Annotated in this window: 17 protein-coding genes and 1 pseudogene; 5 read left to right on the forward strand and 13 right to left on the reverse strand. The window is 52.9% G+C overall.

What is annotated here, in order from left to right:
• Positions 1 to 204: 204 nt before the first annotated feature.
• Positions 205 to 462 carry a hypothetical protein gene (locus GW590_RS05955; protein ID WP_169402083.1) on the reverse strand — a complete coding sequence of 86 codons (258 nt, stop codon included), beginning with the start codon at positions 460 to 462 and terminating at the stop codon, positions 205 to 207.
• Positions 463 to 636: 174 nt separating this feature from the next.
• On the opposite strand from GW590_RS05955, the gene GW590_RS05960 reads away from it, so the two are divergent.
• From GW590_RS05960 to GW590_RS05975, 4 genes are all read left to right on the forward strand, one after another.
• Entirely contained in the window at positions 637 to 1296 is a 660-nt protein-coding gene (locus tag GW590_RS05960; RefSeq protein ID WP_169402084.1) for a TetR/AcrR family transcriptional regulator, read from the forward strand.
• Positions 1297 to 1422: 126 nt separating this feature from the next.
• Entirely contained in the window at positions 1423 to 2259 is an 837-nt protein-coding gene (locus tag GW590_RS05965) for an oxygenase MpaB family protein (protein WP_235955861.1), read from the forward strand.
• Between the two features lie 139 nt (positions 2260 to 2398).
• Positions 2399 to 3508: a suppressor of fused domain protein gene (locus tag GW590_RS05970; RefSeq protein ID WP_169402086.1), complete on the forward strand. Its 1110-nt coding sequence runs from the start codon at positions 2399 to 2401 to the stop codon at positions 3506 to 3508.
• 454 nt (positions 3509 to 3962) lie between these two features.
• Positions 3963 to 4862, forward strand: a complete 900-nt coding sequence (locus GW590_RS05975; RefSeq protein WP_169402087.1) for a hypothetical protein — start codon at positions 3963 to 3965, stop codon at positions 4860 to 4862.
• Here GW590_RS05975 and GW590_RS05980 read toward each other — a convergent pair.
• The 3 genes and pseudogenes from GW590_RS05980 to GW590_RS24505 all read right to left on the reverse strand — a co-directional run.
• Positions 4859 to 6358 carry an MFS transporter gene (locus GW590_RS05980; protein ID WP_169402088.1) on the reverse strand — a complete coding sequence of 500 codons (1500 nt, stop codon included), beginning with the start codon at positions 6356 to 6358 and terminating at the stop codon, positions 4859 to 4861. The two genes, GW590_RS05975 and GW590_RS05980, sit on opposite strands and share 4 nt — an antisense overlap.
• Positions 6359 to 6463: 105 nt before the next feature.
• A complete protein-coding gene (locus GW590_RS05985) occupies positions 6464 to 7516 on the reverse strand; it encodes an NAD(P)-dependent alcohol dehydrogenase (RefSeq protein WP_169402089.1) in 1053 nt (350 codons plus the stop codon).
• A gap of 470 nt (positions 7517 to 7986) precedes the next feature.
• Positions 7987 to 8085, reverse strand: a pseudogene (locus tag GW590_RS24505) (hypothetical protein); the annotation flags it as partial.
• A gap of 219 nt (positions 8086 to 8304) precedes the next feature.
• Between GW590_RS24505 and yedA the strand changes: the two are divergent.
• Entirely contained in the window at positions 8305 to 9222 is a 918-nt protein-coding gene (gene yedA, locus GW590_RS05995) for a drug/metabolite exporter YedA (RefSeq protein ID WP_169402091.1), read from the forward strand.
• A gap of 44 nt (positions 9223 to 9266) precedes the next feature.
• Here the strand turns inward: yedA and GW590_RS06000 are convergent, their stop codons facing one another.
• The 9 genes from GW590_RS06000 to GW590_RS06040 are packed head-to-tail and all read right to left on the reverse strand — an operon-like array spanning position 9267 to position 16066.
• On the reverse strand, positions 9267 to 9803 hold the full coding sequence (locus GW590_RS06000) for a DUF3833 domain-containing protein (protein ID WP_169402092.1): 537 nt from the start codon (positions 9801 to 9803) through the stop codon (positions 9267 to 9269).
• Positions 9804 to 9816: 13 nt separating this feature from the next.
• Positions 9817 to 10341: a hypothetical protein gene (locus GW590_RS06005; protein WP_169402093.1), complete on the reverse strand. Its 525-nt coding sequence runs from the start codon at positions 10339 to 10341 to the stop codon at positions 9817 to 9819.
• Positions 10338 to 10826, reverse strand: a complete 489-nt coding sequence (locus tag GW590_RS06010) for a DUF2878 domain-containing protein (RefSeq protein ID WP_169402094.1) — start codon at positions 10824 to 10826, stop codon at positions 10338 to 10340. The genes GW590_RS06005 and GW590_RS06010 overlap by 4 nt, the downstream gene beginning before the upstream one ends.
• Complete coding sequence (locus GW590_RS06015; protein ID WP_169402095.1) at positions 10823 to 12055, reverse strand: SAM-dependent methyltransferase; 1233 nt, start codon at positions 12053 to 12055, stop codon at positions 10823 to 10825. The genes GW590_RS06010 and GW590_RS06015 overlap by 4 nt, the downstream gene beginning before the upstream one ends.
• A gap of 3 nt (positions 12056 to 12058) precedes the next feature.
• Positions 12059 to 12775, reverse strand: a complete 717-nt coding sequence (locus GW590_RS06020) for a DUF1365 domain-containing protein (RefSeq protein ID WP_169402096.1) — start codon at positions 12773 to 12775, stop codon at positions 12059 to 12061.
• Positions 12772 to 14091: an NAD(P)/FAD-dependent oxidoreductase gene (locus GW590_RS06025; protein ID WP_169402097.1), complete on the reverse strand. Its 1320-nt coding sequence runs from the start codon at positions 14089 to 14091 to the stop codon at positions 12772 to 12774. Before GW590_RS06025 ends, GW590_RS06020 begins: the two co-directional genes overlap by 4 nt.
• 7 nt (positions 14092 to 14098) lie before the next feature.
• On the reverse strand, positions 14099 to 14815 hold the full coding sequence (locus GW590_RS06030; protein ID WP_169402098.1) for an SDR family NAD(P)-dependent oxidoreductase: 717 nt from the start codon (positions 14813 to 14815) through the stop codon (positions 14099 to 14101).
• Positions 14812 to 15270 (reverse strand): nuclear transport factor 2 family protein, encoded by a 459-nt coding sequence (locus GW590_RS06035; RefSeq protein ID WP_169402099.1) that lies wholly within the window; start codon positions 15268 to 15270, stop codon positions 14812 to 14814. Before GW590_RS06035 ends, GW590_RS06030 begins: the two co-directional genes overlap by 4 nt.
• Positions 15251 to 16066, reverse strand: coding sequence for a MerR family transcriptional regulator (locus GW590_RS06040; RefSeq protein ID WP_169402100.1), 816 nt, complete (start codon positions 16064 to 16066; stop codon positions 15251 to 15253). Before GW590_RS06040 ends, GW590_RS06035 begins: the two co-directional genes overlap by 20 nt.
• Positions 16067 to 16376: the final 310 nt, after the last annotated feature.

Below are 16376 nucleotides of genomic sequence, written 5' to 3' on the forward strand. Positions count from 1 at the left end.
ATTCGGATTTTTGGCTGAGAAAGTTTATTTTAACAGCCGCTAACAAAATCTTGAGGTAGCGGCAGGGGGATGTTAAAAAAGAACCCGGCAAGATGCCTGCTGGTGGCTGATCGGCAGAAAAAAAGAAGGCAGCCTGACTTCGCTACCTCCTAATTTTAATTCGCCGGGTCTTTAACCGAGAGCTGCTGTCTGCTCTGCGCCTAATCAGTTATATATTGCTGAAGGCGGGTTATGAGCAGTAGCAGGCGCTGGCGGCATGGTGGGCGAGCTGGGGATATGCGGCTGCAAGGGCTTTCTGTCCAAGGCGGCATGCGGTGAACATAAATTACTGTCACCGGTCACATTCACCATCGCCACTTCCTGACTCTGCACGGGCACCATGATAACCTGCTGTGCGGCAACTTGGGTAACCGGCAGCGCGGTTAATGCCATAACTGCAAGGATTAATTTCAAGTTTCTCATGATGTTACGTCCTGGCTTGTGTTTATTTGCTAATGAATTGCTGGTTGGGAGTGATTAAGTTATCGCTCGATAATTTAATGTTAATCTCTACTGGACATCTGCGCAACTATTTTTAATAATGATCGTTAATATATTTTATTAACTGTCATCACAAGGGTGATGGAAGGAGGGTGTATGAGCACTGAACAGACGGCACTGGTCCGGAAATGCCGTGGTCGCCCAAAACAGTTCGACCGCGGAACTGCTCTGAGTAAAGCGCTAAACCTGTTCTGGCGTCACGGCTATGAAGCCACGTCATTGGCTGACCTGGTCGAAGCAACAGGTGCGAAAGCCCCAACTTTATATGCCGAGTTCGGCAATAAAGAAGGGATGTTTCGCGCAGCAGTAGAACATTATCTGGCAACCTTTTACGAAAAGAGTTTCTGTCTGCTTAGCAGGCCGGATTTATCCGTTGAACAGGTCATTGAAAAATATCTGCGTACAACGGCAGAAATGTTTACCGACTGCTCGACGCCGAGCGGCTGCTTTATTATCAATGCCGCTTCCGGTATGTCTGCCGCTTCTCAGGATATTGCCGAGATGCTGCGTGGGCGTCATCTGGCGCAAGAGCGGACGCTGTTTGAATTTTTCGAAAAGAGAAAGCTAAGCGGTGAGTTTCCCAATGCCACCGACAGCTCGTTACTGGCCAAATACATTGCCACCTTTGTGCAAGGTATGTCGGTGCAGGCCCGTGACGGGGCTGATACCGAACAGCTGGGACGCATTGTCGATATTCTGATGCATGCATGGCCGCAGCTGCGCAGCGTTCCTATGCAGGACGCGGGTACGCACTAAACAACGGCGCAGTGGTGATATGGGTAACTTTCAACCCGTTCGGATTGTGGCAGGCTGATTATTTAATGAGAACACCGAGTCATGCCTTTTACTGAAGGGTTGCGTAAGAGCATAGAGCGCCAGGTAATGAGTATTTCTGGCCTGGCGCTGGGAGGCATTGATTTTGAGCAGCCTCAGGGGGATTGCGGATTATTTGGTCCTGATACCCTTGCCTGGCGCGTTCACGGTGATTTTTCCAGCATGCTTTGCGGTGGCGTCAGTGCGCTCTTGCTGCAAATGCTGCATCCGCTGGCGTTGGCGGGAGTCTGGGATCACTCAAATTTTCGTCAGGATATGTTGGGGCGGTTACGCCGTACCAGCCAATTTGTTTCGGGTACCACTTTTGCTTCATTAGCCGATGCACAAAGGCTAATCGAACGCGTCAAAATTATTCACCTGCAAGTCACCGGCGTAGATCCTTATGGTCAGCCCTATGCGGCCAGCGATCCCGATCTACTCGTCTGGGTGCATGTGGCGGAATCTTATAGTTTTCTCCAGTCTTATATGCGCTATCGCCATCCCAATTTAAGTCTTGCCAGTCAGGATCAGTACTATCGCGAAGTTGCTTGCGTGGTAGCGGGGCTGGGCGGCAGTCAAATCCCGACCAGCGTGGCGGAAGTCGAGGCCTATTTCCAGCGCATGCGTCCGGTTTTACGCTGCGACCAGCGTACGCGAGAAGTGGTGGCAATACTGAAAAATGCCCCGGCACCAAGCCGGATTGCGGTACCGGTTGGCAAGCTGATGGTTTGGTCAGGCATTGAGTTATTACCGTCCTGGGCGTTGGATGAGTTGGGTATATCGTTATTCCCATGGCAACGCAAAGGCATCGATTTTGCCATGCGTCGGGTGGGTAACGTTTTACGCTGGGCGGTGAGAAACGGTTCGTGGCATCGTGCCATGCGGCGCGTCGGACGCCTGCCGTAAACCGGGGAGGACACAAAAATCGGCCTTTTCAAGGCCTTTGCGTGGTTTTTTGGGATTTTTGCCCGTTATCTTGCCAGTTAAGACGTTCTACACTTTACCTCAATCAGTATAAGCCGCGACTTAATTCTATTGAGGTAGTATGCGCCAGACAGAAATACTTGCCGAAGTGAGCAATGATAAACAAACCCTGGTTGCGATGGTAGAACAGGACGACCGCGTTGTTTATCTCTATATTTACCCCCGTGAGGATCTGCGCGATCGCTTCCCGCGTATGCGCGGCTGCTGGGTACGCAATCTTTCTCCTGCTCCGCCAGAGGATGATACGCAGGCGATGCAGCTGGGGTTGCCTCCGATGCTGGCTGCCGAGTATTGTCGCAGCGTGGATGCCGAAGCCCCTCTTGATCCTGCCGATATCCAGATCCTGTGGAATGAGAGCGACGACGGTGCTGCGCTGTGGTATCAGGGGCTGTTGTTGGCGGTGATCCCCGGCTGGAGTCTGTATATCGATCACTCCGTTAGCTATTCCGCTGCCTGTATCCAGCAAAACCCACTGACTTTCCCTCTCGGTTCCGCTTCCACCAACAGACAATATGCCCAGGCGGATAAAACTCGCCAGTTCTGGCGTGACTGGCAGCATGAGGATCATAATCCCTGGCCTAAAATTCAGCGTAATTTTATTAGCTGCTATGAACAGCGCGTTGGTCCGGCGGTAAAGTATTATGCCATTGATCAGGGCAGTTGGCCGCCGATGGCGATTTCTCAGCATGAGGATGAGGAGAATTATTACTTTTTCACGCTTGGCATGAGTATCCGTCCGATGCCGCAGATCGAGCTGCTTTTTAACGATGATGCTGAAAATCATCGTCGCATTGAGCTGGCGTTCGCTGTGGGCAAAGAGTATGTCGACGAAGCCAATGCGGTGCAGATGGCCAGCGCGCTTTCCGAGTATGCGCAACTCCCGTGGAACACGTTGAGTTGGCTGGGTGAAGGACACACGTTGTTATCACCTGTCGCGCCTTTGGGCTATGAGGGGCATATCATTTCCGCAGCCCTGGGTGCGTCGCGTGGAGCGTGGGCATTACCGCGCTGTTATGGCGATCCGGTCAATCTGTTATGGGCGAGCCCGATATTTGCCAGCGAGTTGGCCTATGCACAAAGTCGGCCTAACGGCGGTTATGAGCTGGTGGCGATGTTGCTTGAGAATGGCGTCAGAGGGGAGTTTGCACCGCGTTCATCGGTGGTGGCGTAAATGGCAATTTTGCTTTAAAGTCAATTTACTACTTAAAAGTCAATTGGCTATGAGGAGCTGTTTCGGTTTTATAATTGCAATGGTCACTTAACCCGCAGTGCCGAACCGAGTTAAGGAGCGCTGGCCCGCTCCTTAACAATCCTGGGCCTTTTGGTGTTATTGATTCGTCTGCTGCCTATTACCGGCTATGTTTCAGTGACTCCCAGCGTGGCACGAGCCGCGCTGCTACGCAGTCCCCTTGCTCGGTCGGGAGCCAAAAGCGTCTCCCTCCGCTTCGCGCGGCGCCGTCTCTGAATGTGCCAGCCAACTATGCACACCATGCGGTTTCAGAAACTACTGTTTTGTCTTTTTGTCTTTTTGTCTTTTTGTCTTTTTGTCTTTCGCTGTTGACCTTTGATGTTGCCGGTTTTGCCGTAAATGTTTCCTGGCCGATTCAAAACCTACGCTGAGCGACGTGGAGCGAGACGTTTTTGGCTCGCGACCGAGTGAAGGGACCGCGAAGCGGCGTGGTTTAGGCCACACACAGAAGTCACTGGAAAGAACTCGAACCGAGGGCACGACACTTATCAATTTGGACAAGGCGCAGGATTCCAAAGGAGGCGCGCCTTCGCCTCCTTTGGGCGGTCTGGGCCGCCGCCCAGTGAGCGTAGCGAATGCCCTTGAAGTTGAAGTTGACTTTAAAACCAAAAATTGTCATTTAAGCCAATCCCGGTTTTGCCGTAAATGTTTCCTGGCCGATTCAAAACCTACGCTGAGCGACGTGGAGCGAGACGTTTTTGGCTCGCGACCGAGTGAAGGGACCGCGAAGCGGCGTGGTTTAGGCCACACACAGAAGTCACTGGAAAGAACTACAACCGAGGGCACGACACTATTCAATTTGGACAAGGCGCAGGATTCCAAAGGAGGCGCGCCTTCGCCTCCTTTGGGCGGTCTGGGCCGCCGCCCAGTGAGCGTAGCGAATGCCCTTGACCTTAACCTTGAAGTTGACTTTAAAACCAAAAATTGTCATTTAAGCCAATCCCGGTTTTGCTTTAAATGTTTCCTGGCCGATTCAAAACCTACGCTGAGCGACGTGGAGCGAGACGCTTTTGGCTCGCGACCGAGTGAAGGGACCGCGAAGCGGCGTGGTTTAGGCCACACACTGAAGTCACTGGAAAGAACTCGAACCGAGGGCACGACACTGTTCAATTTGGACAAGGCGCAGGATTCCAAAGGAGGCGCGCCTTCGCCTCCTTTGGGCGGTCTGGGCCGCCGCCCAGTGAGCGCAGCGAATGCCCTTGACCTTGAAGTTGAAGCTAAAAGCAAATTTGCAATTAAAACCGAAACCCTTCCCTCACAGCCAATTGACTTTTAAGCCCCAACCCCAACCCTAACCTCAAAGTCCTCCGCATCCACATCATACCCTGACGGCTCCCAACGGATCGCCAGCAGAATAACCAGGCCCAACAACGGTGCAAAGGCAATCACCCAGAACACACCGGTGCCCAGTGCGGCGCTCAATACCGGAAACAAAAACAACGAGGCGGTGGAACTGGCGCGTACCAGGATCTGGTTAAAACCGACACCAACGCCGCGCAGCGAAGTCGGATAGCTCAGTGAGGCAAACGTCATGGTGTGCGAACCGGGACCAAAACCCTGACCAAACAGGAACAACGCCAGCATGCCGATGGAAATGGCGGCCTGCGCGCTGTCTGCCGGACGGCCAACCAGCGCCAGACCCACCATGGCGATCAGTTGCAGAACATAACCGACGACCGTCATATTCCAGGCACCCAGTTTAGGCACAAAACGTACCGCCAGCAGACCGCCGACAAAAGCAAAGCACAGGTTAAGTCCCAACGAAAACAAAATGGTACTCATCAATGACTGCGCCAGGAAGGTTGACAAGATCACCGGCAAACCAAAGGCCACTGCGTTATAGGCAAACGGCGATACCAGCGAAATCACCGTGGTAAGAATTGTGCGTCGCAGATAGATCCCTTTCAGCAGCACCCCATAGTTGCGCCATGCAGCTTTACGTACCTGAGTCTGGGGTTGCAGATCGGCATCTTCCGCCACTTCGACATTAATATTGTAAGAACGACGCAGGATCGCCGCTGCCCCTTTTAGATCGCCCTGATTGGCGGTCCACACCGGTGATTCATTCATATAACGATGGCGAATGGCAATGATCACCAGCGCCGGTACGGCACCAAAGCCGAGGATCAAACGCCAGAGAATATCGGTCTTGTCGGCAGGCAGCACCGCATAGAGCAGCAGCACCAGCAAGTAGGAAATACTAATAGCCGCATACCAGGTGGGGCACCACATCGCCACACGAGAAGCCTTGTTGCCGCGTCCCGACAGCTTGGAAAACTCCGCCAGAAAGGCCATGGCAACCGGCAGGTCAATACCCACCCCGACGCCCATCACAAAACGTGACCCTCCCAGTACCCACTCATTAGGGGCAAAGGCACAGGCAATAGCGGCGACCACAAAGAAGAACATATCGGCCATAAATACCCGATAACGGCCAATCTTGTCGGTAAGATAACCACCAAAGAGTGCGCCAACGATTGCGCCAAGGGTAATCGCTGAAGCGACCAGCCCGGCACCGGACGGCGTCAAGCCAAACTGACGGGTGATATCTTTCATACCAAAGGCCAGACCACCGAGATCGTAGGCGTCGAGGAAAACGCCTCCCAGTGCAATAGCTATCACTACGCGTGCGTCGCTGAGTTTGGTCGCGCCCTGATTCACTAAACTGGTGATATCGGCGGCGGAACGGATCAATACCGGTTTGTCACCGGTGTTGGCTGGCGTGTTGTACCCTGAAGAGGCGGCGGGAGAGGCCGCAATAGCGTCTGTCATCGTTATATGCACATTTTAATAGGTTTAAAAAGGCAGCATAGATGTCCAGACGCCTGTATCACAAGTTATTTGTAGTAATAAACTTACAACCAGGAAGCATAAGCTTTAATCCCAAACCAGTACCGCTTTGATTACTTTGCCATTTCTGCTGTCCTGAAGCGCCCGGTTAATATCATCGAAATGATAATAGGTGATCAGTTTTTCCAGCGGAAAGCGGCCCTGTTGCCAAAGTTCGATCAGCTTGGGAATAAACGTTTGTGCTACCGAATCTCCCTGGATCACGCTAATTGCCTTTCTGCCGCGGGTAAATGTCTCCCCGGCGGAGCCAGTCAGACGCACCAGGGTGCCGCCCTCTTTTAATACGTCCTGGCCCAGCTCATCAAGATGGCCGATGCCGGTAGTATCGATCACGTGATTAAGATGCGGACACAGGGTAGTGAGGTCACTTTCCTGGTCGGAGTTAATGGTTTCGGTCGCGCCCAGCTTGATGGCCAGCGCCAGTCTGGCAGGATCGCGGTCAACGGCGATAATGGTTTTCGCCCCCGCTACCTTAGCCGCCATAATCGCTGCCAGTCCGACCGTGCCAGTGCCCATGACCATTAGGCTGTCACCCGCTTGTACCTTGAGAGTATTAAACACGGTACCGGCCCCGGTTTGTATGCCGCAACCCAAAGGTGCCAGCAGCGAAAGCGGCAGATCATCGGCGACTTTCACCAGATTCTGCTCGGTGACCAGGCAGTAATTGGCAAAAGCCGACTGACCAAAAAAGTGGCCCTGCACACCCTCGGGATAGGCGCTGCTGCCGTCCAGACGCTGGAAGCCAAAATTCAGTTTGGAGAAGTGTTCGCAGTTAAAGGGTTGCTGTTGCTGGCACGCCGGACAGATGCCACAGGACTGGTAGGAAAGCACCACATGATCGCCCGGTTTTACCGCGGTGACCTCACTGCCCACCTGTTCAACAATACCGGCCCCCTCGTGGCCGAGGATCGTGCCTTCGGCCATAAAGCCCAGGTCGGTATGGCAAATGCCACAGGCCAGGATCCGCACACCGACTTCATTTTTTCGCGGAGCTTTTATCAGCATCTCCCGAAAATGCAACTGGTGGGGATTACTCACCACGGCTGCGGTGATCTTTCTCGGTTGGGTGCGAATCGTCATAGTGGTCTCCATACGGGATGAATGATGTGCCGCTTGGTGTGGCGTTATTCTGGCCCTTAACTTCAGCAAACCTCGGGTCAGCCTCACAACAGCGAAGCCTGTCTTTCAAGTCTACTCCATTCTGCTCAATTGGTTTTTAAACCGCGCATTTCTGCCCTGAGCTAAAGGGAAATATTTTGCTAACAGATTCATTTTATGAAGAGATTTACTCGTTCGTGCATTGATCCAGACCGGATTTATCTGCAAAAAAGCGCTTAAATAAGCAAAAGAGGACAGCTATCACAGGAAATTATCCGCTGCGTTCAACGCTGGCGCATTGTGGCAACGGCAAAGGTGCGGGCAGGGAAAAGCGGCTCGCCGCAGGGGCAGGCAGTAGCCACTGACTGCGGGAAAGCCAAAGATCAGGAGCTGGAGGACGAAGTCGCAGGAGTCTGAGCGGGAACGCTGGCGGGCATGGCTACCGGTTCTTCGATCACGATGGCATAACCGGCCACCATCACACCACCAATAGCGCCTATTGCCATCAGCCCGAACAGGGCAATTAAAATTTTCTTTCCGAGACTATTCATTTTCGCCGTTTTTGTTAAAAAAGCAGGGGGAAGATTATAAGGGTTTTATCATCCTGGACACAGGCATAATTTGTGCGTATGAGCGTAAAAAGTGCCATAAGATTTATATTATGCAACCGGGCGGCAACATTTTGCGACAATAGCACAGTTTAACTTGCTCCTTCTCCGGCCAATAGCGTTAACTATCGACCTCTGATTTTTCTGCGATAAGTAAAAATTATGTCTCGTTCTACCTTTCGTACGCTGTTGCCATTAATCGGCGCGCTGTTTGCGCTCTATTTTATCTGGGGATCGACCTATCTGGTGATCCGCGTCGGGGTGGAAAGTTGGCCGCCGCTGATGATGGCGGGGATCCGCTTTTTTGTCGCCGGGGTGATTCTGTTTACTTTTCTGCTGCTGCGCGGCCATCGGGTGCCTGCTCTGCGTCAATGGCTGGCGGCCGGGGTGATCGGCGTGCTGTTGCTGGCGATAGGTAATGGTCTGGTGACCGTCGCCGAGCATCTTGATGTGCCATCGGGAATTGCTGCGGTTATGGTCGCCACCGTGCCGCTGTTTACTCTCTGTTTTAGCCGTTTACTGGGCATGCCTAATAGCCGTCTGGAATGGACCGGTGTGGCCATTGGTCTGTTTGGTATTGTGCTGCTAAATACTGGCAGCAATCTGAGCGGTAATCCCTGGGGCGCGTTGCTGATCCTGATTGCCTCGCTGAGCTGGGCCTTTGGCTCGGTACTCAGTGCCCGTTTACCCTTGCCTAAAGGTCTGATGGCCGGGGCGGCAGAGATGATCGTTGCCGGAGTCGTCTTGCTGGTTATCAGTCGTTTGAGTGGCGAACATTTAACCCAGATGCCGACGGCCAGTGGTTTTCTTGCCCTGGCTTATCTGATGGTCTTTGGTTCGATGATCGCCATCAGCGCCTATATGTTTTTACTTAAAACCGTCAGACCGGCTATCGCTACCAGCTATGCCTATGTCAACCCGATTGTTGCCGTGCTGCTGGGCATCGGCTTTGCCGGTGAGTCGCTGTCGCGGGTCGAATGGGTGGCCCTGGCGGTGATCCTGAGCGCGGTATTATTGGTTACGCTGGGCCGTCTGCTGTTTAAAGCCAAGACTGTACCGCTGGAAAAGCAGGAAGCTTAATGCCTGACTTTGGGCCTGTCGGTTAATCGCAGGCCCATAGCCGACTATTTTTTGTCAAAAAATAGCGTCACTTTGGCGACTTCGACGCCAAATTTCTTCAGCGATGTCACATTAAAGACGTGCTCATTGTCCTGCATAAACAGCCAGTCATCGAAGGTCAGACGATAGCTGCTGCCGCCTGAGGTAACATCCATCACGTAGTGCCAGTTAAAGGCATTGCCTTGCCCACGGCCTACCGCTACGCCGATAATATCTCCGGCGGTGCCCTTATAGCTGCCGTCGGCCAGGCGGCGGATATGCCAGACTCGCGTCTGCTTTTCGCCGTCATTATAGGTAAAGTCTTCGTGCAAGGTGAGGGTATCCGCTACCACCTCGCCGTGGATCACCACCGCAAAGCGTCGCGTCTGTTTGCCGCTGTGATCCTGAACCATGCCCCAGGCGCGACTGTCTCCCTGAAAATAGCTGAAAATATCAAAATGCGGTTGTGTACCCTGATAGTCATCGATTTTCGCGCTGCAACCGGCCAGTAGCGCTACCACAGCCAACAACAGATAACGGATATAACTCTTTGCCTTCAGCATAGCGACTCCTTGTTTAGCGGGGACCGATCAACCCCAGACGCAGCAGCGGATACTGCGTTGAGGGAGACAACCAAATGGCCAGAAAGGCATCACGAAACGCCGGGCTAAAATGTTGACCCAGCGGTACGATGGCATGCTGTTTATCGGCCTGATAATAGAATTGGCCACCGTGCTGGTCGGCCAAAAAGGTGATTTCATTACCGCTGGTGGCATCCGGCCAGATAGCCTGCACGGCCTCCAGCCAATGATGCTGATTGGCTTCATCGAGCAGACCCAGAGCTTTCCACTGATCGGCGGTAGCCTCGGTCAAATCTTCACGGCTGATATCGCGTAGATAGCTGACCGCCAGCGCCAGCGGCCATTCATTGGGTCGATATTTTCCGGACGGTGTGCGCAGTTCGGAGTTGTAAACATCCAGGAAAGCCCAGGTCAGTTTGGCAGAACCGGTGACCGGCCAGGACGACCAACTGGCGACCTGAGCACAGATCGCCGGGGCACTCGCGGACATTAATAATAAACCGATAACCAAAGCTTTCATCGCAGGATCCTCAGAATAACGGGCAAACTAATCAATGGCAGAAAACAGGCCCACCCGAGGGATAGAAGTGCAAAAACCGCGACGGCGGAAGTATGAATCTGCATGGCATCCAGACGCATGCCAAAGAAATAGGCCAGTGGACCGCTGATTGCACCAAGCAACACCAGCCACGGCCAGCGCAGCGACAGCTGTGGGCAAAACCATAGCCACCAGGCGCTAAAACTCAGCCACAGCGCCAGCATCCACAGCGGAACCAGACGGCTATGATCAAATGATAAAACATCCAGCGCGCACCACAGGCTGTCCATGGCCACCCCCAGCACACTGGCGAGTAGCACCCATTTGCGGCGCGGGGCCGGGGTAAGGAACAGCATCAGTAATGCGCCAACTACCAGCACTATTTCTACCCGTTCACGCCCCCAGACTGCCAGCGCCCACCAGAGATCAAAGCCGATGGTCAGCAACCAGAAGCGTGGGGACTTCATCCGCGGCGCTCGGCGGTCAGTTGCACTGTGCTAATGGTGCGGGCGCGAAAACCGGCTTCGCAATAGCACAAATAAAACAGCCATAGCCGACGAAAGCGCTCATCGGTATAGCGGGCATTTTGGCCATTCCAGTAATGGATCACCCGTTCACGCCATTCGTGCAGCGTGCGCGCATAGTCATTGCCGATATCAAAAAGGTCGCGCACCACCAGGCCGGTGTGGCGACTCATGCTGTCGGTCATGGCGCTAATTGACGGCAAAAAACCGCCGGGAAAAATATAGCGTTGGATAAAATCGACGTTGCGGCTGTAATGTTTATAGCGTTGATCGGCGATAGTTATGGCTTGCAATGCCATGCGGCCCTTTGGCTTGAGCAGGGCGTGACAGCGTTTGAAAAAGGTCGGCAGATAGCGTTTACCGACGGCCTCAATCATTTCGATCGACACCAGTTTGTCATATTGTCCATTGAGAACACGATAATCCTCAAATAAGACAGTAACACGATCGCTAAGCCCGGCTTGTGCAATACGCTGACTGGCAAACTCGAACTGCTCGCGGGAAATGGTGGTGGTGGTCACCTGACAGCCGTATTCACGGGCAGCAAATTCAGCCATCGCCCCCCAACCGGTACCAATTTCCAGCAGATGATCTTCGGCGCGCAATGCCAACTGGTCGCACAGACGGCGCATTTTGGCCTCTTGTGCCTGTTCCAGCGTCATGGCATTTTCCTGATACCAGGCCGAGGAGTACAGCATCTGGTTATCGAGAAAACCCTGATAAAAATCGTTGCCCAGATCGTAGTGAGCGGAGATGTTTTTGCGCGCTTGTTCCGGGCTATTACGTCTGAAAAAGTGGATCAGACTATGGGCCGGTGAACTTAACCAACTGAGACGGGATTCAATTTTATCCACCAGGCTGAGATTTTCAGCCAACAGTTGCAGCACCGTCGTCAGATTGGGCGTAGTCCAGTCGCCATCGATATAGCTTTCACCGGCGGCAATGCTGCCGCCCAGCAGAACGCGACGATACACGCGCTGATCCTGCACCTCAATCTGGCCTTGCAGCGTGGCGTGTTCATCGCCAAAAAACAGCGGTTCACTGTTTTGCTCCAGTAACGTGAGGCCAGCGCCGCGTAGCTGCTTTAACATCTTTAAAATCAATGTCCGTGAGCCTTTGCGACCTTGACTGCCGACCTGCTGCCGGGTCAGTCGCATATCCGATGAATTCATGGATTAATCCTTCTCAACTGGAGGGTGAGGATAAATGGGGGCACGTTTCAGCCACAGTTTCACGGCTTGCCAATAGATGGCTAGCGCGGTTTTGACCGTCATCAAGGGGAAACGCCACAGTTGTCGACGCAGATTTTTGCGGGTCAAGGGTTGGTAAACCAGCGACAGCGTGGCATCGAATTCCCGTTCCTGGCGGTGGGTGGCAATATGCACCCGCAGTTGTTTTCCCGGTGGCGTCAATTGCCAGTGATAAACCATATCCATAGGGTTAAAAGGGGAGACATGGAAGGTTTTCTCTACCGGTAAGGAGCCGTCCGGCCGCACCGCGTAGGTATGCCGTTCATTCCAGGGCGTATTGCGCACCTCGGCGAGTATCCAGCGTAAAATATCTTTACTATCATAAAGATAGTAAAAGTTAACCGGATTGAAATAACAACCGAAATACCTGAGCTGGGTCAGCAGCATCACCCGTCCGCTAAGCCGGTCGCCCGTTAACGCCTGGATGCGCTGCTGTGCCGTGGTTTTAATATCGCCGCCGCCGAGGTAGTCACTGCGCTTAAAGGTCGCCGCCGAAAAATGCTCCAGCGTGATGCCGCTGGCAGGTAACTGATCCAACTCATCGAGGTCGATCAGCGCCATAAAAATGCGGTAGTCAAAATGGTGGCTGATGGGTTTGAAGCGACGGTGCCGCACGTCGCCGACATAGAGTGCGCTGTTCATACCTGCTCCGTCGCCAGCAATTTTTCGACCACATCGGCGGCGCTTTTTACCCCGTCTTCATGAAAGCCGTTTTGCCAGTAAGCGCCACAGAACCAACTGCGGTTGTGGCCATTGATCCAGCCGCGCAGCTGCTGAAATTTGTGGCTGGAGAGATTAATCACCGGGTGGGTATATTGGGTTTTAAACAGGATTTTGCTTTCATCTATTGGGGTAATCGGGTTGAGTGATACACAAAAAGTGTGTTCCGATTTGATACCCTGCAAGATATTCATATTGTAAGTCACGCAGGCGCGATCCTGACTATGGGCTGGTTTAGCACCTCCCGGCACCATCAGATTTTCACGGCCAAGGCCAATATTGGCGGGCAGACGATAGTTCCAGCTGGCCCAGGCGCGCTGCGTTACCGGCAACTGGCTGATATCGGTATGCAGTATCACCTCGTTGGACTGGTAGGGCAGACCGCCCAGTACTTCCCGTTCGTTATCCGTCGGCGAGTGGATCAACGCCAATGCCTGATCCGAGTGGCAGGCAAATATAACCTGATCAAAAGTTTCAATGCCGCGGGCGCTGCTTAGCGTCACAGATTCTTGGCTGCGCGTCACGGACAGCACCGGGGTGCTGGTCAGAAGTTGCACAGTGGCAGGCAGTTTTTCCTGCATGCGGCGGATATATTCGCGTGAACCGCCGGGAACCACCATCCACTGTGGGCGGTTGCTGACATCGAGCAGGCCGTGGTTTTCAAAAAATTGCAGGAACATGCTTAATGGAAAATCCGCCATATCATCGAGGGAGGAAGACCAGATGGCCGCGCCCATTGGCAGGACATAATGCAGGGCAAAAAATGACGAAAAGCCATTTTGGTCGAGCAGATCCGCCAGGGTATCTTCGTCATTATTGGGATGATGTAGGCGCTGCTTGCACAGGTTGTTAAAGCGCAGAATTTCACGCAGGAAAAACCAGAAACGGGGTTTGAACAGATTGCGCCGCTGGGCAAACAGCGAATTAAGGCTGTGGCCATTATATTCCAGCTTATTGTCCGGGTTATGCACGGAAAAACTCATTTCCGTCGGCTGACCTTTGATCCCCAGTTGGTCGAGAAGGGCAATAAAACCGGGATAGGTTTTTTGGTTATAAACAATAAATCCGGTATCAATAGCGTATGACCGCCCATCTTTTTCGATATCCAGCGTTGCCGTATGCCCGCCGAGCGTCGCATTGGCTTCAAATACGGTAATTGCAAGCTCAGGTCGACGTTGCGATAACATCCATGCACAACTGAGACCGGAAATACCACTGCCTATAATGGCAATTTTCATACGGAATTTACCTTACCAATCTTTTAGCCAAGCGTGTTTGTACGCTGTGGGGTAACAGGGCTATCGCGCGCAATAGCCAGGCAAACAGCGGTGGAAAGGCGATTTCGCTGACTCCACGCGCCAGACCTTTGCGAATAAAGGCCGAGGCTTTTTCCACACTGATCATCATCGGCATGGGAAAATTATTGCGCTCGGTCAGTGGGGTTTTTACAAAGCCCGGCATCACCAGCGAGAGATCGATGCCGCGCGGGGCAAGATCCAGGGCCAGACTGCGGGTAAAGTAGGCTAATGCGGCCTTGGAGGCACCATAGGCTTCGGCGCGCGGCAGGGGAACCAGTGAGGCCGTTGAACCCACCAGTGCGATGCGCGAACCGGCGTTCATCCCCGGTAACAGCGCATCCAGACAGTTAATAGGGCCCATAAGATTGGTGGTCATCACCCGCAAAACTTTTTCGGCTTCAACCACGCCGTTATCAAGGTATTCGCAGGTGCCCGCGCAGAGGATCACCAGGTCAGCCTGTATCCAGGCCAGCGCCTGACGGGTTTGGTCCAGATTGGTGATATCAAAGGCCAGAGTGTAGATCTGTGCCGATTGGGCCGCCATTTCCTCCAGACGTCGGCTATCGCGTCCGCAGGCGGTGACTTTCCAGCCTTCTGCGGCATAGTCCAATGCCAGTTGTTTGCCAATACCTGAGCTGGCGCCGGTGATCAATACATGATTCATTCTGCTAACCTCGATTTAACGGCTTTCACTGCGCTTGCCAGCAGTGGAATATGCTCATAGAGCATGGCGCCTAAATCATAGTAATCACGCTGGTAAATGACGCGATCTTCGTTAAAACGCAGATGACTGCTGCCGTCGATCACCAACTCTTTGCCCCTTTTTAATCGAGGGTGTGAGTAGGTCATACGCCATATCAACATGGTTTCATCACCGCTGCTCAAGGCGTTCTGGATATCAAACCGACAGTAGTTGGTCTGGGTTAGCAATTGGGCAAAATAACGCTCCAGCGCATCGACGCCGATGTGATGGGTAACCGGATCAATAAACACAATATTTTGATGATAGAGCCGCGACAGTTGGGGAAGCTGGCTGTGATCCAGGCGACGGTAAAACTCAATCAACCGGTCAAGCGTGGTGTTAACACGCGGTATGCCATCAGGTAAGCTGTGGATCATCGGGATATCCTCCATCTTCGGGACAGTGCGCTGACGCATCCTGTTGCGTGGTTTGTAACAGTACCGCTGCGCTGCCGAGCAATAAAACCGGTAAACCCATTTCTTGCCACTGACTTAGCTTGTTGCGTTGTACGCCGGTAAGACGACCTTCGGCCCAAATCAGGATCTGCTGTGCCTTGACGCCATCGAGGTAGGGGTCCTCAAACGGCTCCGGTAACAGTTCAACCTGTACACCCTGCTGGCTGCGGGCGATGGCCTCCAGCCATAACTCGATACGATCGATTTCACCCCAACCGATTAATAACACTTTTATCCCGGGATTTTTTCGCGCGGCATTCATGCACATCACGGCGTGTTCAATCAGTGCGCCATCAAGCAAGCCACGCAAAAATAACGTTGATCCCTTTGCTGCCAGCCGAGCGCGCAGTGGACGCAGAACGTTATTAACCAGGCCTTCACCGGGATAGTCACGACCTAACTCCGTTAGGGTCTGTCGGAGTTTATGGCCTTTATCTTCTTGTAAAACGGATAAAAGCCGCTGTTCTGACTGCGACCAGCCGCTGGGCAGTGGCGACAGGGTGCCTTCAAGCAAGGCTTTAACCTGGCCGACGGGGACACCGCGATTGATCCAGGCGAGAATAGTTTGAATAGTTTCGAGATCCTGGTCATCAAACAGACGGTGGCCGCCTTCGCTACGCTGCGGTTTAAGCAGCCCGTAGCGCCGTTGCCAGGCGCGCAACGTCACGGGATTGATGCCACAAATACGTGCGACTTCACCAATGCTGTACAAAGACATAAGAATATTCCAACTATTTAGCGATCTTGTTTCTAACTCTAGACGTATTTTATAAACTTGTACAAATTTATTATCTTTGTACAAGTTGGTGTGAATTTAAAAGGGGCTTAAATGTCAATTTTTTACTTAAAAGGCAATTGGTTATGAGGGGAGGGTTTTAATTGCAAATTTGCTTTTAACCTCAAGGTCAAGGTCAAGGTCAAGGTCAAGGTCAAGGTCAAGGGCATTCGCTGCGCTCACTGGGCGGCGGCCCAGACCGCCCAAAGGAGGCGAAGGCGCGCCTCCTTTGGAATCCTGCGCCTTGTCCAAA

It is taken from the genome of Rouxiella aceris (genome assembly GCF_012933545.1).
Classification (GTDB): Bacteria; Pseudomonadota; Gammaproteobacteria; order Enterobacterales; family Enterobacteriaceae; genus Rouxiella; species Rouxiella aceris.